This is a genomic window from Streptomyces sp. NPDC020996 (genome assembly GCF_040641355.1).
In the GTDB taxonomy this organism is placed as follows: Bacteria; Actinomycetota; Actinomycetes; order Streptomycetales; family Streptomycetaceae; genus Streptomyces.
The window spans coordinates 39,651-63,600 of the sequence record NZ_JBFADM010000031.1 but is presented as its reverse complement, the minus strand read 5'-3'; the positions used below and the strand labels follow the sequence as shown (position 1 = coordinate 63,600).

The 23,950-nt window shown below is 73.5% G+C and carries 16 protein-coding genes and 1 other RNA gene; 7 read left to right on the top strand and 10 right to left on the bottom strand.

Annotation, left to right across the window (positions count from 1 at the left end; genetic code table 11):
* Nucleotides 1–31 precede the first annotated feature (31 nt).
* The 6 genes from AB0G63_RS21540 to ftsE all read right to left on the bottom strand — a co-directional run bounded on the left by AB0G63_RS21540 (nt 32) and on the right by ftsE (nt 5,219).
* Entirely contained in the window at nt 32–1,012 is a 981-nt protein-coding gene (locus AB0G63_RS21540) for a PHB depolymerase family esterase (RefSeq protein WP_360752522.1), read from the bottom strand.
* Between the two features lie 198 nt (nt 1,013–1,210).
* Nucleotides 1,211–1,611: a transfer-messenger RNA gene (gene ssrA, locus AB0G63_RS21535) on the bottom strand.
* Between the two features lie 187 nt (nt 1,612–1,798).
* On the bottom strand, nt 1,799–2,278 hold the full coding sequence (gene smpB, locus AB0G63_RS21530; protein ID WP_324784162.1) for an SsrA-binding protein SmpB: 480 nt from the start codon (nt 2,276–2,278) through the stop codon (nt 1,799–1,801).
* A gap of 45 nt (nt 2,279–2,323) precedes the next feature.
* Nucleotides 2,324–3,502 carry a S41 family peptidase gene (locus AB0G63_RS21525; RefSeq protein ID WP_360752519.1) on the bottom strand — a complete coding sequence of 393 codons (1,179 nt, stop codon included), beginning with the start codon at nt 3,500–3,502 and terminating at the stop codon, nt 2,324–2,326.
* A gap of 68 nt (nt 3,503–3,570) precedes the next feature.
* Nucleotides 3,571–4,488 carry a permease-like cell division protein FtsX gene (gene ftsX / locus AB0G63_RS21520; protein WP_324784164.1) on the bottom strand — a complete coding sequence of 306 codons (918 nt, stop codon included), beginning with the start codon at nt 4,486–4,488 and terminating at the stop codon, nt 3,571–3,573.
* A 41-nt stretch (nt 4,489–4,529) separates the two neighbouring features.
* The gene (gene ftsE / locus AB0G63_RS21515) at nt 4,530–5,219 is read right to left on the bottom strand and encodes a cell division ATP-binding protein FtsE (protein ID WP_264930924.1); all 690 of its coding nucleotides are present in this window, start codon (nt 5,217–5,219) and stop codon (nt 4,530–4,532) included.
* Between the two features lie 313 nt (nt 5,220–5,532).
* On the opposite strand from ftsE, the gene AB0G63_RS21510 reads away from it, so the two are divergent.
* On the top strand, nt 5,533–5,724 hold the full coding sequence (locus AB0G63_RS21510; RefSeq protein WP_016438128.1) for a hypothetical protein: 192 nt from the start codon (nt 5,533–5,535) through the stop codon (nt 5,722–5,724).
* A 256-nt stretch (nt 5,725–5,980) separates the two neighbouring features.
* On the opposite strand, the gene AB0G63_RS21505 is transcribed toward AB0G63_RS21510, so the two are convergent.
* From AB0G63_RS21505 to AB0G63_RS21490, 4 genes are all read right to left on the bottom strand, one after another.
* The gene (locus AB0G63_RS21505) at nt 5,981–6,583 is read right to left on the bottom strand and encodes a hypothetical protein (protein ID WP_360752514.1); all 603 of its coding nucleotides are present in this window, start codon (nt 6,581–6,583) and stop codon (nt 5,981–5,983) included.
* Between the two features lie 305 nt (nt 6,584–6,888).
* Nucleotides 6,889–7,995: a peptide chain release factor 2 gene (gene prfB / locus AB0G63_RS21500; RefSeq protein WP_360752511.1), complete on the bottom strand. Its 1,107-nt coding sequence runs from the start codon at nt 7,993–7,995 to the stop codon at nt 6,889–6,891.
* 67 nt (nt 7,996–8,062) lie between these two features.
* Nucleotides 8,063–9,295: a serine/threonine-protein kinase gene (locus AB0G63_RS21495; RefSeq protein ID WP_360752508.1), complete on the bottom strand. Its 1,233-nt coding sequence runs from the start codon at nt 9,293–9,295 to the stop codon at nt 8,063–8,065.
* Between the two features lie 203 nt (nt 9,296–9,498).
* Entirely contained in the window at nt 9,499–11,208 is a 1,710-nt protein-coding gene (locus tag AB0G63_RS21490; protein ID WP_360752504.1) for a protein kinase, read from the bottom strand.
* A 353-nt stretch (nt 11,209–11,561) separates the two neighbouring features.
* Here AB0G63_RS21490 and AB0G63_RS21485 point away from each other — a divergent pair, with 353 nt between their 5' ends.
* From AB0G63_RS21485 to AB0G63_RS21460, 6 genes are all read left to right on the top strand, one after another.
* The gene (locus AB0G63_RS21485) at nt 11,562–15,128 is read left to right on the top strand and encodes an FHA domain-containing protein (RefSeq protein WP_360752578.1); all 3,567 of its coding nucleotides are present in this window, start codon (nt 11,562–11,564) and stop codon (nt 15,126–15,128) included.
* 337 nt (nt 15,129–15,465) lie between these two features.
* Complete coding sequence (locus AB0G63_RS21480) at nt 15,466–16,836, top strand: ABC transporter substrate-binding protein (RefSeq protein WP_360752501.1); 1,371 nt, start codon at nt 15,466–15,468, stop codon at nt 16,834–16,836.
* A gap of 42 nt (nt 16,837–16,878) precedes the next feature.
* Complete coding sequence (locus tag AB0G63_RS21475) at nt 16,879–18,231, top strand: sugar ABC transporter permease (protein WP_360752498.1); 1,353 nt, start codon at nt 16,879–16,881, stop codon at nt 18,229–18,231.
* Nucleotides 18,228–19,145 carry a carbohydrate ABC transporter permease gene (locus AB0G63_RS21470; RefSeq protein WP_360752497.1) on the top strand — a complete coding sequence of 306 codons (918 nt, stop codon included), beginning with the start codon at nt 18,228–18,230 and terminating at the stop codon, nt 19,143–19,145. Before AB0G63_RS21475 ends, AB0G63_RS21470 begins: the two co-directional genes overlap by 4 nt.
* Before the next feature lie 153 nt (nt 19,146–19,298).
* The gene (locus AB0G63_RS21465) at nt 19,299–21,569 is read left to right on the top strand and encodes a bifunctional glycosyltransferase family 2 protein/CDP-glycerol:glycerophosphate glycerophosphotransferase (protein WP_360752495.1); all 2,271 of its coding nucleotides are present in this window, start codon (nt 19,299–19,301) and stop codon (nt 21,567–21,569) included.
* Nucleotides 21,570–21,723: 154 nt separating this feature from the next.
* Nucleotides 21,724–23,946 carry a bifunctional glycosyltransferase family 2 protein/CDP-glycerol:glycerophosphate glycerophosphotransferase gene (locus tag AB0G63_RS21460; RefSeq protein ID WP_360752493.1) on the top strand — a complete coding sequence of 741 codons (2,223 nt, stop codon included), beginning with the start codon at nt 21,724–21,726 and terminating at the stop codon, nt 23,944–23,946.
* Nucleotides 23,947–23,950 lie beyond the last annotated feature (4 nt).

Here is a 23,950-nt window from a genome sequence, read left to right as displayed (position 1 = left end):
GATACGGGTGGACCGGAACGTGGGGACCGGCTCAGCCGAGTCCCCAGGCCAGCCCGAGCCGGTAGGCGGCGCACAGGTTCACGTCGAGGAGGTAGGCGCCGGCGGTCCCGCACTGCGTGTCGCCGCTGCCCGGGTCGACGGGCTGTCCGTGGCCCATACCGGTGATGCTGTACGTCTCGACGGCCACGGCGCCGGCCGGGTCCCGGAAGACCTGGTGGGGGTAACCGGCGACGGTGTCGCTGACGTCGGCCGTCTGGTCGGCGCCGTGGACGTTCGTCCACTGCCGCATCAGGTCGGTCATGTTGACGGGCTTGACGGTGTAGTCGGCGGTGCCCTGGAACACGGTGAGCGCCGGCCAGGGCCCGCCGTAGCCGGGCCGGGCGGCCCGCACCCGGTCGCCCCACTGCTGCGGGGTCTGGGTGGCGCCGACGTACATGCACACGTACGGCGATCCGGCGGCCTGCGCGCACCCGTACGGCAGCCCGGCGGCGATGCCGCCCGCGGCGAACTTCTCCGGATACGCGGCCATCATCACGGCGGTCATCGCGCCCCCGGCGGACAGCCCCGTCACGTACACGCGCCCGGCGTCCCCGGACACGTCGGCGAGCTGCCGGTCGATCATCTGCGCGATGGAGGCGGCCTCGCCCTGCCCGCGCGCGATGTCGCCGCTCTGGAACCAGTCGAAGCAGTTCGAGGCGTTGTTCGCGCTCCGCTGCTGCGGCAGTACGACGGAGAAGCCCCAGCGGTCGGCGAGCTGGAGCCAGCCGCTGCCGGTGCCGTAGCCGGCGGCGTCCTGCGTGCAGCCGTGCAGGGCGACGACGACGGGGCGTCCGGCGGGCAGACCGGCGGGGACGTAGCGGAACATGCGCAGGGCGCCGGGGTCGGACCCGAATCCGGTGACCTCCTCCAGGGAGGCGGCGGCGTGCGCCCGCCCCGGCTGGACGAGGGAGAGCAGGGCGACCAGCAGGGTCGCCAGGACGGTGAGGCGGCGTGCGGCTCTGGTCTGTGTCATGAACATGGACCGTAGAAGCGTGAACGAACCGCCGATATGGCCCCGGGCCCCACAAGCGGGCGCCCCGGACTGTGGAGGCGCGCCGCGTCCGCCAAGGGGGTGCGGGTGGCGAAGCCCCCGCTCGCACGGCGAAGCCGCGCAGAAAACGACGAAGGCGACGCGGCCCGCGCTGTCGCGGGCACACGTCGCCTGTCGTCTTCGTGGAGATGGCGGGAATCGAACCCGCGTCCAACGGTGCGGAATCAGGGCTTCTCCGTGTGCAGTCCGCTTCGCTTTTCTCAGCCCCGGAGATCACGCGGACAAGTCTCCGACGGGCTCAGTCACTGTTTGGTTTCCCTCTTCACCCCGTGACCGGGATCGAGGTTTAGTTCCCTAGCTGATGCCAGGATCCGGGTCGGGAACAGCCCCGGGCTGACACCCCTTATGTCAGGAGGCTCGCTTCGCTACCTGAGATCAGGCAGCGAGGGCGAAGGCCTGCTGGGGGGAATCGCTCTTGATGTTGGCGATTATTTTTTTCGGCCTGTGGTTTACGAGATCATGGCCGCTTCCTCGACACGCTTCCCCTGCTTCGACAGCCGCTGTCGAAACCGATCATCCCCATGTTGATTTTTCAATGCTCACCCCGGCCGTGGCCGGTGCTGATGCCATCGTACGTGACCAACGCACCCGCGTGCCAGCATATTCCCGGCGGCCACGGGACCTCGCGGTCACGGGACCACACAGTCATGGGACCACGCGGTCACGGGACCACGCGGCGGCGGGACCGGAGACCGCGCCGCCGCGGGATCACGCCCGCTGCTTGCGCCGCACCGCGGACATCGCCCGCTCCGCCTCGCGCCGGTCCTGCTTCTCGCGCAGCGTCTGACGCTTGTCGTACTCCTTCTTGCCTCTCGCCAGCGCGATCTCGACCTTGGCCCGGCCGTCCTTGAAGTAGAGGGCGAGGGGCACGATCGTGTGACCCGTCTCCTGGGACTTCGACTCCAGCTTGGCGATCTCCTCGCGGTGCAGGAGCAGCTTCCGCTTGCGGCGGGCGGCGTGGTTGGTCCAGGTGCCCTGGCTGTACTCCGGCACGTGCACGTTGTACAGCCACGCCTCGTTCCCGTCGAGCTGGACGAAGCCGTCCACCAGCGAGGCCCGTCCCTGGCGCAGCGACTTCACCTCGGTCCCGGTGAGCACGAGACCGGCCTCGTAGGTGTCGAGGATGTGGTAGTCGTGCCGCGCCTTCTTGTTCTGCGCGATCAGCTTGCGCCCTTTTTCCTTAGCCATAGTGCCGCCCATTTTCGCACTGTGCGGGGGTGTCCGGGCCAGTCCTTAATCCGCGTCGCCCAGGCCGCTCAGCACCGTCTCGGCCCGCTCGAGGACCTGCCGGTCGCCCTGCCGGACCTCCAGGTCGGGCGTGATGCCCCGGCCGTCCACCTCGCGCCCGGAGGGGGTGCGGTAGTGCCCGACGGTCAGCTCGGCGACGGAGCCGCCGGGCAGCCGGCTCGGCATCTGCACCGAGCCCTTGCCGAAGGTGCGGGAGCCCACGACGACCGCGCGGCCGCGGTCCTGCAGGGCGCCCGTGACCAGTTCGGCCGCGCTCATCGTGCCGCCGTCGACGAGTGTGACCAGGGGTCTGGTGGTGTCGCCGCCCGGATCGGCGTGCAGGGCGCGCTGGTCGCCGTCCACGTCGTAGGTGGCGACCAGGCCGCCGTCGAGGAAGGCGGAGGCGGCGGTGACGGCCTCGGAGACCAGGCCGCCGGAGTTGCCGCGCAGGTCGAGGATGACGCCGTCGTCGGCCGGGGCCTGCCGGACCGCGGTGCGGACGGCGTCGCCGGAGCCCTTGGTGAAGGCGTCGACCCGCAGGACGGTCACGCCGTCGGCGAGCCGGCGGACGGTGACGGAGTCCGTGGACAGGCTGGCGCGCCGCACCGTCTCGTGCCACGCGCGCGTGCCCCGCTGCAGGCCGAGCGTGACCGTCGTGCCGGCGGGCGCGTCGGTGGCGTCGCCGCGCAGCAGGGCGACGACCTCGGTGACCGGCAGGCCGTCCACCTTCCGGCCGTCGACGCTGCGCAGCCGGTCGCCCTTGCGGATCCCGGCGGCGGCCGCGGGCGAGCCCGGCCGGACCCGGGTCACCTCGACGCGGCCGTCCCGCTCGCGCCGGGCCCACAGCCCGACGCCGGTGTAGCGGCCGTCGAGGGCCCGCTCGAACTCCTCGTAGTCGCCCTGCGAGTACACGGCCCCCCAGCGGTCCCCGCTGCGGCTGACGGCGTGCTCGGCGGCCTCCATGGGGGACTTGCCGTCCGCCATGGCCTGCCGGGCGGCCTCGGCGACGTCCTCGTGGTGACTGAGGGGGACGGACGGACGGGCGGCGTCCGGGGAGGTTTTCCGGTCGGGTCCGGGGAGGGAGCCGGTCGCCGCGCCGGCCACCAGCACGCTCGCGAAGACCAATGTCAGGGCGGCCCCGCGGCGGACGCGGCGGGGCTGGCAGAACAGGTCACGGCCTGACATGCCGGTGAGTCTAGGACAACGCAAGAGGGCCGCACGGCCCGTTGCCCGTACGGCCCTCTTGGTGTGCGTCACACCTTCAGATACTTGCGCAACGCGAAGAAAGCGGCCAGCGCGGGCATCAGCAGGCTGGTGGCGAGGATGAGGGGCAGCTTCGTCAGGACGGCGTCCCAGCCGATGAAGTTGATCAGGTTCAGCTTCTGCGACAGGGCGAGCCCGTGGTCGATGATGAAGTAGCGGGCGATCAGCAGGAATCCGCAGGCGACCGTGCCGCCGATCAGCCCGGCGACCGCGGCCTCCGCGATGAACGGCGCCTGGATGTAGAAGCCCGAGGCGCCGACCAGGCGCATGATGCCGGTTTCACGCCGTCGGCTGAACGCGGACACCCGCACGGTGTTGACGATCAGCATCAGCGCCACCACGAGCATCAGCGCCATCACCGCCCGCGCCGCCCAGTTCATGCCGTTGAGCAGCCCGAAGAGGTTTTCCAGGAGGCCCTTCTGGTCCTGCACCGACTGCACGCCGTCGCGCCCGTCGAAGGCGGTCGCGACGACCTTGTACTTCTGCGGGTCCTTCAGCTTGATGCGGTACGACTCCTGCATCTGGTCCGGCGTGAGGGAGCTGGCCAGCGGGGAGTCGCCGAACTGCTCCTTGTAGTGCTTGTACGCCTCGTCCTGCGACTCGTACGTGACCTTCTCGACGACCGACATCTTGTCGAGGTCGGCCATGATCTGCTTCTTCTGGTCCTCGGTCACCGCGCCCTTGGCGCAGTTGGGGTCCGACTCGGCGTCGCTCTTGTTGCAGAGGAAGATCGAGACGTTGACCTTGTCGTACCAGTAGCCCTTCATGGTGTTCACCTGGTCGCTCATCAGCAGCGAGCCGCCGAACAGGGCCAGGGACAGGGCGACGGAGACGACGACCGCGAAGGTCATCGTCAGGTTGCGACGGAGACCGACACCGATCTCCGACAGGACGAACTGGGCGCGCATGGCGTCGGATCAAGCCTTTCCGTGGACGGGTCGGGACGCGGTCAGTGCTGGTAGCCGTAGACGCCGCGGGCCTGGTCGCGGACGAGGCGGCCCTTCTCCAGCTCGATGACGCGCTTGCGCATCTGGTCCACGATGTTCTGGTCGTGCGTCGCCATCACGACGGTCGTGCCGGTGCGGTTGATCCGGTCGAGCAGCTTCATGATGCCGACGGAGGTCTGCGGGTCGAGGTTGCCGGTGGGCTCGTCGGCGATGAGCAGCTTGGGCCGGTTGACGAACGCCCGGGCGATGGCCACGCGCTGCTGCTCACCGCCGGACAGCTCGCCGGGCATGCGGTCCTCCTTGCCGCCGAGCCCGACCAGGTCGAGCACCTGCGGCACGGACTTGCGGATCTCGCCGCGCGACTTGCCGATGACCTCCTGCGCGAAGGCGACGTTCTCGGCCACCGTCTTGTTCGGCAGCAGCCGGAAGTCCTGGAAGACGGTGCCCAGTTGGCGACGCATCTGCGGCACCTTCCAGTTGGACAGGCGGGCGAGGTCCTTGCCCAGGACGTGCACCTGACCGTGGCTGCACCGCTCCTCGCGGAGGATCAGCCGCAGGAAGGTGGACTTTCCGGAGCCGGAGGACCCCACGAGGAAGACGAACTCGCCCTTCTCCACTTCAAGGGACACATCCCTGAGTGCAGGACGGCTCTGCTTGGGGTAGACCTTGGAGACGTTGTCGAATCGGATCACGGATGCACCACGGGTCGCCGGGGGTAGATGAGCGTGACCATACGCGAGTCGGGCGCGTGAGCGCAGGCACCGGTGGCGGTTGCGTAGCGGATGTGCGGTTTTGTGCCGTGCGGGGAAGGCTCCGGGGAGGCCGCGAGGAGACGGAACGGCGCGCCGGACAGCAGTCCGCCCACCCCGGCGAGACGAGCCTCACCCACCCCGGGACGGACGACCCCGGGCACCGCCGGGGCGAACCTGGCACAGTGGAGGGGGGAACGTCCGGCGACCTTCGGGCGTTCACCCGGTGGAACCGTCGGGCAAGGAGGGCGAGCGCATGACGTACGACCGGCTGGTGTGCGCGAACTGCGCGGCGCCCGTGAGCGAGGGCCGGTGCCCCGTGTGCCGTGCGAACCGCGAGCGGCTGCAGCAGGAGAACTTCTTCGCGGGGCTGAACCCCATGGCGCTGATCGCGCTGCTCGCGGTGCTGATCGCCGCGGTGGCGCTGCTGGCGCACCAGACCGCGTAGCGCGGCAGACTGCGTAGCGCGGCAGACCGCGTAGTGCAGCAGACCGCGTGCGCGGCAGTCCGCTCGGCGCGGCGGACCTTAGCGGGGCGACCGGGACCGGGACCCGGAACGGAACACAGACATGGCAGGGGCCCGGAGCGTGTGACACGCTCCGGGCCCCTGACCTGCGTATATCCCGCGGTGTTCCCGCGACGCGCCGCAGCGGCGCCTACGGCCCGCGCACGCTGCGCGCGCGGGCGGACGCCGTCGGTACGCGTCAGGCCGCGGCGCCGCCGCGGCCGCCCACCAGGCGCGGCAGGACGCGGAAGCCGACACCGCCGGCGATCATCGTGGCGGCGCCGATCACCAGGAAGACGGTCTGGCCGGCACCGGTCTCGGCGAGTTCGTCGCCGCTGCCCTGGGCCGCCGTGCCGGACGAGGTGTCCGTGCCGGTGTCGGTGAGGGCGGAGGTGCCCTCCTCCTGCGCGGAGGTGCCGGAACCGCCGTCGGGGTCGGTGTTGCTGTTGCCGCCCCCGCTGTTCCCGTTCCCGTTCCCGTTGCCGTTGCCGTTGCCACCGCCGTTGCCGTTGCCGTTGCCCGGGTCGGTGGGCTGCGAGGTCGGGTCGTCGGTCGGCTCCTCGGTGGGCTCGGTGGGCTCCTCCGTGGGGTCGGTCGGCTCGTCGGTCGCCGTGGGCTGTTCCGTCGGCAGCGTCGTCTCGGTCGGCACCGGGTCGCTCGGGGTCGGCTCCGGCGTGACGCAGATGTCGAGGAGATCGCAGTCGTCGGCGGCCGCGACGCCCGCGGCGGTCAGCGAGGCGCCGGCGGCGATCACGGCACCCGCGGCGATCCGCGCAACGCGGACGCGCATCTTGTTGGTCATGTGGTTGCTACCCCCAGTAGCTCATCGTCAGTGAGGCGGCGCTCGGGGGCCGTGATCGACGGGGACGGCCGCACGGAAGGAGCCCCCCGGTTCACATGCGCCCCAGAGATACGCATGCCAAGGCTTCACCCTTCCCACTTTTCACAGCAACGTCAAGGCCGTTGCGCGCGCAATGTCTGAATTCTGCCTTCTTTGAGGGGAGTTGGAGTCTGTGAGTGTGACGTAAACCCCAGACACAGCGCCTACACAAAAGGCAACTGCCGCCCGTAGGGCGGCAGTTGCCAAGTCGACAAAGCTGTTCGCGGCTACTTCTCCTGCTGCTTGCGCCAGCGAATCCCGGCCTCGAGGAACCCGTCGATCTCGCCGTTGAAGACGGCCTCGGGGTTGCCGACCTCGAACTCGGTGCGCAGGTCCTTGACCATCTGGTACGGGTGCAGCACGTACGACCGCATCTGGTTGCCCCAGCTGTTGCCGCCGTCGCCCTTGAGGGCGTCCATCTTGGCCTGCTCCTCCTGGCGGCGCCGCTCGAGCAGCTTGGCCTGGAGGACGTTCATCGCGGTGGCCTTGTTCTGGATCTGCGACCGCTCGTTCTGGCAGGAGACGACGATGCCGGTGGGCAGGTGCGTGATGCGCACCGCGGAGTCGGTCGTGTTGACGCCCTGGCCGCCGGGCCCGGAGGACCGGTAGACGTCGATGCGCAGCTCGCTCTCGTCGATCTCGACGTGGTCGGACTGCTCGACGACGGGGAGCACCTCGACGCCCGCGAAGGAGGTCTGCCGGCGCCCCTGGTTGTCGAAGGGCGAGATGCGCACCAGCCGGTGCGTGCCCTGTTCCACGGAGAGCGTGCCGTAGGCGTACGGCACCTGCACGGCGAAGGTGGTCGACTTGATGCCGGCCTCCTCGGCGTACGACGTCTCGTAGATCTCGGTCTTGTAGCCGTGGCGCTCGGCCCAGCGCAGGTACATCCGCTGGAGCTTCTCGGCGAAGTCGGCGGCGTCGACGCCGCCGGCCTCGGCGCGGATGTTCACGAGCGCTTCACGGGCGTCGTACTCCCCGCTGAGCAGGGTGCGGACCTCCATCTCGTCCAGCGCCTTCTTGACGGCGGCGAGCTCGGACTCGGCCTCGGCGCGGGTGTCCGGGTCGTCCTCCTCCTCGGCCATCTCGAACAGCACCGAGAGATCGTCGATCCGCCCGCGCAGCGCCTCGGCCTTCCTGACCTCGGCCTGCAGATGGCTCAGCTTGCTGGTGATCTTCTGCGCCTCGTCCGGGTTGTCCCACAGGGACGGCGCGGCCGCCTGCTCCTCGAGCACGGCGATGTCTGCCCTCAGCTTGTCGAGGTCCAGAACGGCCTCGATCGACTCCATGGTCGAGGAGAGGGACTTGAGCTCTTCGGATACATCGACGACTGCCACGCCTCCAGCGTAACGGTTCCGCCAACCGTGGAACGCAGGTGACCACGGCGCACCCGGGTCCCGCCGGTCACGGGGCGGCCGGCGCCGAGGTCCCCGCATCCCGCGGTGCGGTGCCCGCGTCGTCGCCGGACGTGGCCAGCCAGGCGCCGACCCCGGCCGCCGCGGCCAGGACCAGAGCCGCCGCTCCGAGGACGATCCGGCGCCGCCGGGCGATCGCCCGGTGCCGCGCCGAGCCGGGACGCGGCGCCCCGGCGGCCCTGGGCACCCGGGCCGTGCCGCGGGCGCCCCCGGCCAGTTCGTCCGGCCCGGGCACCCGCATCGAGGTGTGCGTGTCCCGGTTGGAGTCGGCCGGCCTGGAGCCCGGGACCAGCGGCACCGCGCCGCGGCGCGTCCCGCCCGCGGACACCGGCTCCGGCGGCGGGGCGTCCTCCGGGGCGGGTTCCACGTCCGGCTCGTCCACGTCCAGCGGCGGCATCCCCGCGAGCATCGGCAGCAGCTCGCGCAGCCGGGTGCCGAGCTCCGAGGCCCGCAGCCGCGAGGCCGGCGCCTTGGCCAGGCACTGCACGATCAGCTGCCACAGCTCGTCCGGGATGCCGGGCAGCGGTGCCACCGTCTCCGTGACGTGCCGGCGCAGCACCGCGCCGGGGTGGCCGCCGCCGAACGGCGTGAAGCCCGCCAGCAGCTCGTAGAGGACCGTGGCGAGGGCGTAGATGTCGACGGCCGCCCGCGGGGGCAGGCCCTCCACGATCTCCGGCGCCAGGTAGTCCGGGGTGCCGATGATCTTCGTCGCGCGCGTCCGGCGGGGGGAGTCGATCAGCTTCGCCACCCCGAAGTCGGTCAGCAGCGCGGGGTGCGCGCCCCCCGGGCCCAGCGGGCCCTGCATGTCGAGGAGCACGTTCTCCGGCTTCACGTCCCGGTGCACCACGCCGGCCGCGTGCGCCGCGGCGAGCCCGTCGGCGACGTCGGCGACGATCGCGACCGCCGCCTCCGGCGCGAGCCGCCGGTCGCGGTCGAGGCGGGTGCGCAGGTCGGTGCCGCGGACCAGGTCCATGACGAGCGCGAGGTCGTTGCCGTCCACGACCAGGTCGCGGACGGAGACGATGTGCGGGTCCTCCAGACCGAGCAGCGCGGTGCGCTCCTGCACGAAGCGCCCGACGAGCTCCTCGTCGGAGGCCAGGTCCTCGCGCAGCAGCTTGATGGCGACGGGACCGTCCGGCCCCTCGCCCAGCCACACCGTGCCGGCGCTGCCCCGCCCCAGGATCTGGTTGGCGGTGTACCGGCTGCCGATCTTCCGTGCCAAGACTGCTCCTACCGACGCGTGTTGTCGCTAAAACTACGCGTCCGGGGAGCCGGCCTTCACCGCGGAGACGGAAATCACCCGCCAGAAGTCGACAAATCCCCACTCCGACGCGTCCTCGGCCCGGCGCACCCGGACCGGCGATCCCCAGGGACGGCTCACCCCGGGGACGGCTCACCCCGGACCGGCGCCCCGCGCCCGGGGTGTCAGGCGCCGTTGCCCGAGCTCGAACTCGAGCTCCCCAGGTCGCCGATCCACCCGGAGACGGTGTCGAACCAGTCCTTGAGCTGCGCGAAGTAGCCCTTGCCGGTGCCGATCCAGTCCTGCAGCGGGCTCAGTTCCCAGATCAGCCAGCTCGCCACGAACAGGATGACGAGGGTGAACAGGCACCCCTTCAGGCAGCCGAGGCCGGGGATCTTCATCGGGTTGGCGCTGCGCTGCCGCGGCTGCCGGGGCTCGCGGGCGGGCTGCTGCGGCTCCGGCGCGTACCGCTGCGGCTGCTGCTGCCGGGGCCGCTGGTGCTGCGGCGGCGCGGCGTACTGCTGCGGCGGGCCGGCGTACTGCTGCGGCTGGTGCGGGTAGCCGTAGTCCGGGCCGGCCTGCGGGGGCCGCTGCTGCGGGCGCTGCTGGGGCCGCTGCGGCTGCTGCTGCGGGCGCGCGACCTGGCGCTGGGGGCGGCGGCGCAGCGGATCCTCGCCGGGGTCGAGGTACTGCACCTGGGTCTGCTCGTTGCGGTCGCGGGCGGCGCGCAGCTGGCTCTGCCAGGGGTGCGGCTGCTCCGGGTCGCCGGACTGCCGGTCCGACTGCCCCTGCGGGACCGGCGGCAGGACGGCGGTGGGGTCGGCGGCGCCGGTCTGCGGCAGCACGGCGGTGGGGTCCGCGGCGCCGGCCGGGCCGGGGGCGCCGGTGTGCGGCAGGACGCTGGTCGCGGCGTTCGGGTCGAAGGCGCCCGCGCCGTGCTGCAGCACCTGCGTCGCGTCCGCCGAGCCGGGGACGGGGGCAGGGGACGAGTCGGGGGCCAGCAGGCTCCCGACGGCGTCCGCGGCGGCGATCTGGGCGCTGCTCGCGTGGACGCCGACGCCCTCGGCGACGACGCGCAGGCCGCGGGCGAGGTTCTCGGCGCTGGGCCGTTCGCCGGGGTTCTTGCGCAGGCAGCGCTCGATGACCGTCCACAGCGGGTCGGGGACCGTGGAGGGGCGGCGCGGTTCGGCGCTGAGGTGCTGGTGCAGCACCTCCAGGGCGGTGGCGCCGGCGAACGGCGGGCGGCCGGTGACCAGCTCGTACAGCAGGATGCCGGCGCCGTAGATGTCGACGGCGGAGGTCTGCGGGCGGCCTTCGGCGGACTCCGGCGCGATGTACGCGGGCGTGCCGACGAACTCCTGGGTGCGGGTCAGGCCCGGGGAGTCGGCGAGGCGCGCGATGCCGAAGTCGGTCAGCATCGGGTGCATCTGGCCGCCGCCCTGCGCCAGCAGGACGTTGGCGGGCTTGAGGTCGCGGTGGACCACTCCGTCGGCGTGGCTGGCGGCGAGCGCGTCGGCGATCTGGGCGGTGAGCAGGGCGGCGCCCACGGGGCTGAGGGGACCGTTCTCGCGCAGGTAGCGGTGCAGGTCGGGACCGTCGATGAGGTCCATGACCAGCGCCAGCAGATCACCCTCGACGACCAGGTCGCGGACCCGGACGATGTTCGGGTGGGTCAGGCGCAGCAGGACGGAGCGCTCCCGGAGGAAGCGCATCACGATGTCCGGGTCGCTCGCCAGCTCCTCCTTGAGGACCTTGATGGCGACGGTCTCGCCGGGCTGGCCCGGCACCGCGGCCTCGGCCCCCGCGGTCTCGCGCTGGCGGGCTCGCCAGACGGTGCCCGTGGCGCCGCGTCCGAGCGGTTCCTCGAGCAGGTACTTGCTCCCTACCGGCCGCACGTCATGGGCTCCCTGCTGCTTGCTTACGTTCCGACCCACTGTAATGGCGCGAAGGGCGCCACCGGCTGTCGTCGCCCAAGCGTCTCGCGTACGAGATTCCCGCGCCTGTGCGAAGGAAAGACGCTCGACCCGGTCCGTCGGTTGCCGGAAGCGGTCGTGACCGATCTCGAACGGTCATCGGGAGGGCGGCTGTCAGGCACTTTTGCGGGCAGAGCCGACCAATCAAGATCACTTGCCCTCCGGCGGCGGGCGTGTTGTCGGCGGCAGGTGCGAGGATGCCTGCAGTACTGGCCGATGTGCTCGTGTGGGGTGGGGGGAAGTCCGCGCCCGCGCAGAAGGGACCGCTGACGGCGATGCAGATCCGGCTGACCGTCGTTGACCCGCTGGGCCCGCCCGACCGGGCCCGGGGCCGCACCGCGAGCCGCGACGTACTGGTCACGGCGCCCGCCGGCACGGCCCTCGCCGCGGTCGCGTCGGCGCTGGCCTCGGCGGTCTCCGGCGACGGGAGCGCGGCCGCGTCCGGCGGCGCCCCCGTGCTGTACGCGGGCGTGGAGCGGCTCGACGACCGCCGCAGCACCCTCGGCGAGCCCCCGCTGACCGACGGCGCCGTGCTGTCCCTGGGCGCCCCGGCCGACCCCGAACCGCACCCGGAGCCGGCCGACGCCCCGACCCAGCTGCACGTGGTCGCCGGGCCGGACGCGGGCGGAGTGCACCTGCTGCACGGCGGGGAGATCCGCATCGGCCGCTCCGCCGACGCCGACGTCCCGCTCGACGACCCGGACGTCTCCCGGCTGCACTGCGCGGTCACGGTCGCCGCCGACGGCCGCGTCTCGGTCGCCGACCTCGGCTCCACCAACGGCACGGTCCTGGACGGCGTCCGCGTGGACGCCCGCCCGGTGCCCTTCACCCCGGGCGGGCTGCTGCGGATCGGCGAGTCGGCCCTGCGGCTCGCCCCCGCCGCGCGGCCGCAGGAGCGGGTGGCGACCGCACCGGACGGGGAGGGCCACATACGGGTGCCCTCCGGGGCGGACCGGACGGCGCCGGGCGGCGCGGGCCCGGCCGGGGCCGCCGCGCAGGCTCCGGCGGGGTCCCACGCGCGTGTGGCGGACGGCGGCGACACGGCCGCCGCCCTGCGGGAGGCGCCCGGCGCCCAGAGGCACGCCCCGGTGGTGCCGGAGCAGGGCGGGGCGCCGCGGATCGAGAGCGGCCCGCCGCAGCCACCGTCCGGGCCGACCCGCTACATGGCCGGGGACACGCACGCCGGCCACCCGGGCGCGGTCGCGTGGAACCCCGGCGCGCAGGCCGCCCACGACGCGGCGCACTACGGCGCGGTGGACCACGGCGGGGTGCACCACGGCGCGGTGGACCACGGCGCGGTGGACCACGGCACGGCGGACGACGGCGCACGCGCGCGGGGCGGTACGGCCGCCCAGGGGGCGCGCAGGCGCGGCGGGCTCACGGCGTGGGCCCGGCGGCTGGCCGGCGGGCGCGGCGAGCAGGCCGCGGCAGCCGACGAGGCGTACGGCGCCCAGGACGCCCCCGGCGCGGCGGCGTACCCGCCCGCCGGCGGTGCCCGGCTGCCGGAGACCTGGCCGGACCCGGCGGTGCTGCTGCTGACGGCGCTCGGTCCGGGCCCCCGGCTGTGGGAGCGCGGGCCGGGACACCCGGAGACGCTCACCGTGCGGCTCGGCACGGCCGACCGGGCGGCGCCCGACGGCTCCGGCCTGCTGCCCGCCGTGCCGGTGACCGCGAACCTGCGCGAGGCCGGCTCCCTGGGGCTGGCCGGTCCCCGCGCGCGCCTGTCCGGGCTGGCCCGCGCGGTGGTGGCCCAGCTCGCCGCGCTGCACTCCCCCGAACTGCTGGAGATCGTCCTGATCAGCGCGGACCGCTCCCGCCCCGTGCAGGAGCGCGCCGCGGAGTGGTCCTGGCTCGGCTGGCTCCCCCATGTGCGTCCCGCGCACGGCCAGGACTGCCGTCTGCTGCTCGCCTACGACCACGAACAGGCCGCGGCGCGCACCGACGAGCTGCTCCGGCGCCTGGAGGACCGGTCGGCGGACGCCCGTCCGGGTGCCCGGCCGGCCGCCCCGGCCCCCGGACTCCCCGCCGCCCGGCGCCCTTCCTGGGCCCGGGAAGACGACGAGGACGGGGCGGACGGCTTCACCGGGCCGTACACCGTGCTGGTCGTGGACGGCGACCCCGGCACCGCCGTGCGCGAGGCGGTGACGCGGCTGGCCCTGGCGGGACCGGCGGCCGGGATCCACGTCGTGTGCCTCGCCGAGACGGAGTCCGCGCCGCCCGCGTCACCGGTCACGGAGACCTACCGGGCGGCGTGCGCGGTGGCCCCGGCGTTCCGGGACTGCGGCGCGGTCGCGCTGCTCAGCGGCGACGTGGCCACGGCGCTGCGCCTGATGCGCGTGGCCCGGACCGCTCCGGCCCCCGCCGACCGCCCGGCCACCGGCCTCGGTACCGGTCCCGGCCCCGGCTCCGGTGCCGCGGGCCGCTCCGCCGTGCCCGCCCCGCCGCACGCAGGCCCGGTGGGTCCCGGCACGACGGCCGCCGTGGACGCCGTGTCGCTCGCGTGGGCCGAGCGGTTCGCGCGGGCGCTGGCGCCGTTGCGGCCGGACGGTTCCCCGGCCGAACAGCACACGCGCGTGTCCGTGCCGCTGCCCCAGGCCGCCCGGCTGCTGGACGAGCTGGGGCTCGCCCGGGCCACCCCGGCGTCGCTGATGGCGCGCTGGGCGGACGCGGCGGACGACGCGCAGTCGCTCGGCGGGCGGGCGTGGGCCGTGCTCGGCGCCGGTCCGCGCGGGCCGGTCTGCGCGGACCTGGCGGCGGACGGGCCGCACCTGCTGGTCGAGGGACCGGCGGGCAGCGGACGCACGGAGCTGCTGCGGGCCGTGGTCGCCTCGCTCGCCGCCGCCGAACGCCCCGACCGGCTGGGCATCGTCCTGATCGACGGCCGGGACGGCACGGGCGCGCCGGGTGGACCCGGCGAGGGCCTGCGCGTCTGCACGGACGTCCCGCACGTCACCACCCACCTCACCGCCAACGACCCCGTTCGGATGCGGGAGTTCGCGCAGTCCCTGAGCGCCGAGCTGAAGCGGCGGGCCGAACTGCTGGGCCGCTGCGACTTCGACGAGTGGCACGCCGGGCGGGCGGCGGCGGGCCGGATCGTCCCCCAGCGGGCGGCGGCGACCCGCGGCACGCCCGCCGCCGCGCCCGCGCCCGGCACCGCGGCAGGCACCACGGCCGTGGCACCCGGCGCGGCGGCCGCGGCAGCCCTGGCGGCCGGAGGCCGCGCCGCCGGCCCGTCCGGTGCCGGGGCCGCCGACCTGGACACCCCGCCCAGCTCGACCCTGCGGCTGCGCCCGGCGGCCGCCCGGAGGCGTGCGGAGGACGCGCCGCCGCCGCTGCCCCGGCTGGTCGTGATCGTCGACGACCTGGACGCCCTCGTGTCCCCCGCGCTGGGTTCACCCGGCCGGCCGGCGGCCGGTTCGGTGATGCGGGCGCTGGAGGCGGTGGCCCGGGAGGGCGAGCGGCTCGGCGTGCACCTGGTGGCGGCGGCCGGGCCGGGCGGCCGTACCGCGGAGACCGAACCGGCCCGCCGGGCCGGCCTGCGCGTGACGCTGGACGCGCCCGGCGCCGGACCGGACCAGCCGGCTCCCGGGCGGGGCCGCCTGACCTGGGCGGACGGACGGGCCACGGCCTTCCAGGGCGGCCGGGTCACGGGCCGCATACCCCGCACGGCGACGCTGCGCCCGACGGTCGTCCCCCTGGAATGGGAGCGCATGGGCGACCCGCCCGCCCGCCGCCCCGTACGGGAACTGGGCAACGGGCCGACCGACCTCGCCCTGCTGGCCAGCGCGCTGGAGAGGGCCGCACGAGAGGTGTCGGCGGCACACGTCCCGTCACTGCTGTAGCCCCGACGGCCGTTTGCAGCCCCGACGGCCGTTCGCACCCCCGCCCGACACCCGTCGGCACCCGCCCGGCGTCCTTCGGCACCCGCCCGGCAGCCGCCCGACAGCCGCCCGGCCCGTTGCCGCGCCCGCCCGGCCCTCGGCGTGCCCGCCGGGCGGCCACGCCATCCCGCACCCGCCCGGACCCACCCGCACCCCCGCCCCCACCCCCGGTCACGACGCGGTCACGAATCGCCACTTGACACGGGAGGCGCTCTTGCCGCCCCCTGCGCACGGGCGTAGACCAGACGGACGGGACAGCGCTCGGTCGTTCGACGAAGATCGAAGAACGGGGCAGTGAATGCACAGCACGAGCAAGAACCGCAGGGCCGCGAGGACGGCCGCCGCGCTCCTCTTAGGGGCGCTCACCCTGTCGCTCACCGCCTGCGGCGGCGACGGCACCGACAAGAGCAAGGACGACACAGGCGGCGGCAAGGAGACGGGCTCCACCGTCACCCTCCCGAAGCTGAACGGCGCGAACCTGGAGGTCGCCGCCGTCTGGACCGGCGGCGAGCAGAAGAACTTCAAGAAGGTCCTGGCCGAATTCGAGAAGCGCACCGGCGCCAAGGTCACCTTCGTGCCCGCCCAGGACCCGATCATCAACTTCCTCGGCTCGAAGATCGCGGGCGGGCAGCCGCCGGACGTCGCGCTGCTGCCGCAGCCGGGCGCCATCAAGCAGGCCGTCGACAAGGGCTGGGCCAAGCCCCTCGGCGCCGAGGCCGTCGCGGAGCTGAAGAAGAACTATGCCCAGGGCTGGCAGGACATCGGCAAGGTCGACGGCAAGCAGTACGGCGCCTACTACAAGGCCGCCAACAAGTCGCTGATCTGGTACAACGCCAAGGTCTTCGAGAACGCGGGCGCCTCCGAGCCGAAGACGTGGAAGGAACTGCTCAGCACCGCCCAGACGGTCTACGACTCCGGTGTGACGCCGTTCTCCGTCGCCGGCGCGGACGGCTGGCCGCTGACCGACTGGTTCGAGAACGTCTATCTCTCCCAGGCGGGCCCGGAGAAGTACGACCGGCTCGCCCAACACAAGATCAAGTGGACGGACCCCTCCGTGAAGGAGGCCCTGACCACGCTCGCCCAGATCTGGGGCAAGAAGGACTACGTGGCGGGCGGCAGCTCCGGCGCCCTGCAGACGGAGTTCCCCGCCTCCGTCACGCAGACCTTCACCGGCGGCGCCCAGCCCAAGGCGTCCATGGTCTACGAAGGCGACTTCGTGCAGGTCAACATCCAGGAGACCAAGGCGAAGGTGGGCACCGACGCGAAGGTGTTCCCGTTCCCCGCGGTCGGTGACAGCCCGCCGGTGGTCTCCGGCGGCGACGCGGCCGTGATCCTGAAGGACTCCAAGGCCGCGCAGGCCCTGGTCACCTTCCTGGCCTCGCCCGACGCGGCGACCATCCAGGCCAAGCTGGGCGGCTACCTCTCGCCGAACAAGAACGTGCCCAACTCGGCGTATCCGAACCCGGTCCAGCGGAAGATCGCCAAGGCGCTCATCGCGGCCGGCGACGACTTCCGCTTCGACATGTCCGACCAGGCCCCGCAGTCCTTCGGCGGCACGCCCGGCAAGGGCGAGTGGAAGGACCTTCAGGACTTCCTGAAGAACCCGAAGGACGTGGCGGGCGCGCAGGCGAAGCTCGAGGCGGACGCGGCGAAGGCGTACGGAGGCTGACCGGACGATGACCGGACACGTCACTGTGGGGTGGAGCCGGCGATGACGCCGGCCGCCGCGGAGGGTGTCGCCAAGAACACGGCGAGACCCTCCGCTCCCCGTCCGCGCAAGAGTGTGACCGGCACCCGCCGGACGGTGGCAGCGCTCTTCCTGCTGCCCGCCCTGGTGCTGCTCGGCGCGCTCGTGGTCTACCCGATCGGGTACTCGGTCGTCCGCAGCTTCTACAACGCCTCCGGCGACGGCTTCGCCGGATTCGACAACTACCGGGCCCTGTTCACCGACGACGGCATCCGCACCGCGCTGAAGAACAACATCGTCTGGGTGGTGTTCGCGCCCACGGTGGCGACCGCGCTCGGCCTGATCTTCGCGGTGCTCACCGAACGGGTGCGCTGGGGCACGGCGTTCAAGCTGGTCGTCTTCATGCCGATGGCGATCTCGATGCTGGCGGCCGGCATCATCTTCCGCCTGGTCTACGACCAGGACCCCGACAAGGGCGTGGCGAACGCGGTGTGGGTCGGGGTGCACGACACCTTCGCCGAGTCCTCCGCGTTCCCGAAGGCGCACCCGGGCCGCGAGTCACCGCTGACGGCGCAGGGCGGCGGCTTCGTGACCAAGGCGGCCGTCCGCACCGGGGAGTCCGTCGCCCTCCCGCTGGTCGGCGTCGCCCCCGACCAGATGCCCGGCAGCGCGAAGCACGCCGTACAGGCGAAGCCCGACCCGGGGAAGATCACCGGCACGACCTGGCAGGACTTCACCCGCGGCAAGGGCGTGGGGAAGCTCGGCGCCGTCGACGCCTCCGAGCTGGGCTACCCCGGCATGCGGATCGAGGCCGTCAAGGACGGCAGGGTCGTGGCGACGGCGAAGGCCGCGGACGACGGCACCTTCGCGCTGCCCGCGAAGGCCGACGGGGCGCACCTGCGGCTGCCCGCGTCCAACTTCGCGGAGCCGTACAACGGCCTGGACTGGCTCGGCCCGTCGCTGGTCACACCGGCGATCATCGGCAGTTACGTATGGATGTGGGCGGGCTTCGCGATGGTCCTGATCGCGGCCGGGCTCGCGGGCATCCCGCGGGAACTCCTGGAGGCGGCCCGCGTCGACGGCGCGGGCGAGTGGCAGGTGTTCCGCAGGATCACCGTGCCGCTGCTGGCGCCGGTCCTCGCGGTCGTCGTCGTCACCCTGATGATCAACGTGCTGAAGATCTTCGACCTGGTCTTCATCATCGCCCCGAACAGCTCCCAGGACGACGCCAACGTGCTGGCCCTGGAGCTGTACCGGAAGGGCTTCTCCGAGGACCAGCCCGGCATCGCCAGCGCGATCTCGGTGTTCCTGCTGCTGCTCGTCATCCCGGTGATGCTGTTCAACGTCCGCAGGCTGCGACGGGAGGTGCGGCGATGACCGCGGAAGCCGGAAGTCTCCCCGAAGCGGCGCCCGTCGAGCCCGTCCGGCCCGCCAAGGCCGGGCAGTCGCTCGGCTCGCGGCTCGCGGGCGCGGTCAGCGGTGGCGTGCTGCGCGCCTTCCTCCTGGTCGTGGCCCTGTTCTGGCTGGTCCCGACGATCGGCCTGCTGCTGTCGTCGCTGCGCTCCCCCGAGGACATGGCGGCGAACGGCTGGTGGAACGTGTTCAGCGAGCCGTCGCAGATCACGTTCGACAGCTACCAGAAACTGCTCGCCAACAGCGACATCACCGACGCGCTGCTGAACACGATCTGGATCACCGTCCCGGCGACGGTCATGGTCGTCGTCATCGGCGCCCTCGCGGGCTACGCCTTCGCGTGGATGGAGTTCCCGGGCCGCGACTGGTGGTTCCTGGGCGTGGTCGGCCTGCTGGTGGTGCCGGTGCAGGTGGCGCTGATCCCGATCGCCGAACTCTTCGGCAACATCGGCCTGTTCGGGACGATCTTCGGGGTGATCCTGTTCCACGTGGGCTTCGGCCTGCCGTTCGCGGTGTTCCTGCTGCGGAACTTCTTCGCGGAGATCCCGCGGGAGCTGCTGGAGGCGGCCCGGCTCGACGGGGCCGGCGAACTGCGCCTGTTCGCCCGCGTGGTGATGCCGCTCGGCGGGCCCGCGATCGCGAGCCTGGGCATCTTCCAGTTCCTGTGGGTGTGGAACGACATGCTGGTCGCCCTGGTGTTCACCAAGGCGGGCACCCAGCCCATCACGGTCGCCCTGCAGACGCAGGTGAGGCAGTTCGGCAACAACGTCGACGTGCTGGCGCCCGGCGCGTTCATCTCGATGGTGATCCCGCTGGCCGTGTTCTTCGCCTTCCAGCGGCAGTTCGTCTCCGGCGTGATGGCCGGCGCCGTCAAGTGACCGTGTGAACAACGCCCGAGGGGGCGGGGCCGTCACGGCCCCGCCCCCTCTCGTTCACCCGGCATCCCCCGTATGCCGTACAAACCGTAACCAGGTCACTCCATTGGCCGTTCCTGGGCAGAACCCCCCGCGCCGAGCCAACTTGGATGTGCCTTGCCCAGGTTCAGTGTCATCGTCCCCGCGTACGAGGTTCAGGCGTACCTGCACGCATGCCTGGAATCGGTGCTGACCCAGTCGTACCCCGATCTCGAGGTGATCGCGGTGGACGACCGCTCGCCGGACGCCTGCGGCGAGATCATCGACGAGTTCGCGCGGCGCGATGCGCGCGTGCGCCCCGTGCACCTGCCGGAGAACGGGGGCCTCGGCCCCGCCCGGAACGCCGGCCTGGCCCGGGCCACCGGCGACTACCTGGTGTTCCTGGACGGCGACGACACCCTCGCCCCGGACGCGCTGCGGGCGATCGCCGACCGGCTGGAGGAGACGGGCGACCCGGACGTGCTGGTCTACGACTACGCGCGCACCTTCTGGTCGGGCGAGACCGTCCGCAACCAGGCCGCCGCCCAGCTCACCGAGCAGGGCCCGGCGCCCTTCCGGCTGGCGGACCGGCCGGGCCTGCTGCGCCTGCTGATGGTCGCCTGGAACAAGGCGTACAAGCGGGAGTTCGTCGAGCGCGAGGCGCTCGCCTTCCCGCCCGGCTACTACGAGGACACCCCGTGGACGTTCCCGGCGCTGATGGCGGCCGAGTCGCTCGCCACCCTCGACCGGGTGTGCGTCCACTACCGGCAGCGCCGCCGGGGCAACATCCTCGGCACCACCAGCCGCCGGCACTTCGACGTCTTCGAGCAGTACGACCGCGTCTTCGCCTACCTCGAGCGGCGCCCCGAACTGGCCTGCTGGCAGCCGGTGTTGTTCCGCCGCATGGTCGACCATCTGATCGTGGTGTTCTCCCGGCGCGACCGGCTGCCGCGCGAGGCGCGCGCCGAGTTCCTGCGCAAGGCCCGCGCCTACTACCGCCGTTACCGCGTCCCCGGAGGCCCCGGCGGCTCGGCCGGCGGCCCCGTTCCGCTGCGGCACGCCCTGGTCCGCTGGGGCCTGCACCGCACCTACCGCGCCCTGCGGCTGGCGTCGGCGGCGCACCGCAGGACCGGCAAACTCGCCGCACGCCTGCTCAGGTCGGTGCGGGCGGGCGGCCTCCGGCTGCACTACCGCCTCCAGCGGTGCCTGCCGCTGCGCACCGACCGCGCCGTCTTCTCCGCCTCCGGGGGCCGCGGCCACGGCTGCGACCCGGGGGCGCTGGAGGAGGCGTTCCGCGCCCTGGCGCCGCACATCCGCACCACGTGGGTCGCCCGCCCCGGGCACCGGCACCCCGCCCCCGAAGCGGCCCCGCGGGTCAGCCCGGACACGGCCGCGTACTTCACGGCGCTCGCCCGCTCCAAGTACCTCGTCGACGACACCGACCTCGACCGGCGCCTGGTCAAACGCCCCGGCCAGATCCTGGTGCGGGCCGGGCACGACACCCCGCTCCGGCACCGGGGCCTGGACCTCCAGGAGCGCCCGGCGGCCGCCCGCGACACGGACTTCGCCGCCCTGCTGCGAGGCGTCGACACCTGGGACTACCTGCTGTCCGCCAACCGCCACTCCACCCTGACCTTCGAACGCGTCTTCCCGGGCGCCTACACCACGCTGGAGTACGGCGCCCCGCGCAACGACGTGTTCCAGCGCGCGACCCCGGCGGACGTGGCGCGGCTGCGCAAGCTGTTCGGCGTCCCCGGGGACGCGGTGGCGGTCCTGTACGCGCCCACCTGCCGCGACCACCGGCGCACCCAGGGACCGGCCCTGGACGTGGAGCGCGTCGCGCGCCGGCTCGGGCGGCGCTTCGTCGTCCTGCTGCGCGCCCACGCCCGGCACACCGGCCCCCTGCCGCGGGGCGCGCGGATCATCGACGTCACCGGCCACCCCAGCGTCGAGGACGTCTGCCTCGCCTCCGACGCCCTGGTCACCGACTACTCGTCGATCATGTTCGACTACGCCAACCTGGACCGGCCGATCGTGGTCCACGCCGCGGACTGGGAGGCCTTCGAGGCTTCCAGCGGCGCCTACTTCGACCTGCGTGACGCCCCGCCGGGCCCGGTCGTCCGCAGCGAGGACGAGCTGATCGAGGTCTTCGCCGCCGGACGCTGGCACGACGCCCGCTCGGCGCGGCTGCGCTCGGCGTTCCGGGAGCGCTTCTGCCCGTACGACGACGGGCGCGCCGCCGAACGCGTGGTCCGGCACGTGGTACTGGGTGAGCGCGGGGCGGACCTGCCGCCGGTCGTGCCGCTCGCCGAGCGCCGCCCGGTGCCGTCGGCGGCGGCCCCCACGCGCGCCCCGCAGACCACGGTGCCGCAACCGGCCGGCCCGCTGACCGTCACCGACAGCCTCTGAACGCCGTTGTCACACCGAGGAGTTCGCATGCCCTCCAGTCCGTCGCGGCCCGCCCCGAGCAGGCCGTGCAGCCGGCGTCCCGCCGGGCGTCCGGGGCGAGGCCGCGCCGTCTGAGGCGCCCGAGCCCGTGCAGAACATCGACAGGAAGATCAGAATGCCCCGCTTCAGCATCATCGTCCCGTCCCACGGTGTGGCGGGCCGGCTGTCCCAGGCGCTGGACTCCGTCCTCGCGCAGCCCTTCGGCGACGTCGAGCTGATCCCGGTCTGCGACGCCCCCGGCTCGCCCGCGGCGGACGTCGCCGCCCGGTACGCCGAGCGGGACTCCCGGGTGGTCCCGGTGCACTCGCCCCCGTCGGCCGGTCTGGCCGGGGCGCGCAACACCGGCATGCGGGCGGCGACCGGCGCGTACGTGCTGTTCCTCGACGGCGACGACACCCTCGTACCGGGCGCGCTGGCGGCGCTCGACGCCCGCCTGGCGGACACCGGCGACGTCGACGTGCTGTACTTCGAGCACGAGCGGGCCCCGTGGTGGGAGGGCGAGCCCACCAACCCGGCCGCGCTGCTGTGGCCGCGGAGGCTCCCGGACGGCGCCTTCGCTCCCGGCCAGGTGCCGCAGCTGACCGGGGTGCGGCTGCCGGCGTGGAGCGCCGCGCACCGCCGCGGGTTCCTCCTCGAACACGAACTCCGTTTCCCCGGCGGCCACTTCACCGACGTCGGCTTCTGCGGGCTGGTCGCGCTGCACGCCGAGCGGGCCGCGGTGCTGCGCCGGGTCGTGGTGCGGCACCTGGTGCGGCGGCAGGGCAGCCGGGCGGCCCGGCCGGGCGAGCACCACTTCGAACTCCTCGACCAGACCGACCTGGTGCTCACCCGGGCCGCCGAACTGGGGCTGCCGGCCGAGCGGTCGGGGCCGCTGTTCGCGCAGCTGTTCGCCGCGATCCTGAAGACCGCCGCGCATCCCGGGCGGCTGCCGGCCAGGCGGCGGGCCTTCTTCCGGCGGGCGAGCAGGCTCTACCGGCGCCACCGCCCGGCCGGGTTCCGCCCGCCGGGCGGCAGCGTCGGCGTGCAGCACCGGCTGCTGGCGGCGGGGGCGTACACGGCGTTCCGCACCCTGCGCTCCGTCAACCGGGCGGCGGCCGGGGCGCGGGAGCGCCTGCCGCGGCCGAAGGGGCTGCGCACCCGCCTGCGCTACGCGCGCGCCCTGCGCCGCCCGCTGGATCCCCACCTCGCGGTGTACTGCGCCTACTGGGGCCGCGGCTACGCCTGCAGCCCGGCTGCGATCCACGCCAAGGCGCGCCAACTGGCCCCGCACATCCGCGGGGTGTGGGTGGTGGAGGCGGACCAGGCGCACACCATGCCGGCCGACGTCGACTACGCGGTGATCGGCAGCCGCCGGTACTGGGAGGTGCTGGCCCGCGCCACCTACCTCGTCAACAACGCCAACTTCGCGGACGCCGTCGTCAAACGGCCCGACAGCGTGCACGTGCAGACCCAGCACGGCACCCCGCTGAAGAAGATGGGCGTCGACCAGGTGGCGTACCCCGTGGTCGCGGCCGCCACCGGCAGCTTCGCCAGGCTGCTGGCCCGGGTGGACCGCTGGGACTACAACCTCACCTCCAACCGCCACTCCACCGAGATGTGGGAGCGGGCCTTCCCCGGCGCGCACGAGACCCTGGAGTACGGCTATCCGCGCAACGACGTCTACTGCACGGCGACGGCGGACGACGTGGCGCGCGTGCGCCGGGAGCTGGGCGTGCCGGAGGACAGCACGGCCGTCCTGTACGCGCCCACCCACCGCGACTACCGCACCGGCTTCGAGACGGGCCTGGACCTGGAGGCGTTCTGCGAGGCGGCCGGCGAGAACGTCGTCGTGCTGCTGCGCGCCCACTACTTCTACGACCGCGGCGGCAGTCCGGACACCGGCCGGGGCGGCAGGGTCAGCCGGGTCATCGACGTCTCCTCGCACCGCTCCTCCGAGGACGTGTGCCTGGCCGCCGACGCGCTGATCACCGACTACTCGTCGATCATGTTCGACTACGCCAACCTGGACCGGCCGATCGTGGTGTACGCGGACGACTGGGACGTCTACCGGGAGACCCGCGGCGTCTACTTCGATCTGATGGAGAGCCCGCCGGGCGCGGTGGCCCGCACCCCCGAGGAGCTGGCGCGGGTCTTCGCCGACGGTTCCTGGGCGGGGCCGGAGGCCGCCGCGGCGCGGGCCGCCTTCCGGGAGCGGTTCTGCCAGTTCGACGACGGGCGCGCCGCCGAACGGGTCGTGCGCCGGGTGCTGCTCGGCGAGCCGCCCGAGTCGATCCCGCCCGTTCTCCCGCTCGCGGAGCGCGTCCCGGCCCCGGCCGCCTCCCCCCTCGTAAGGAGCTGACGTC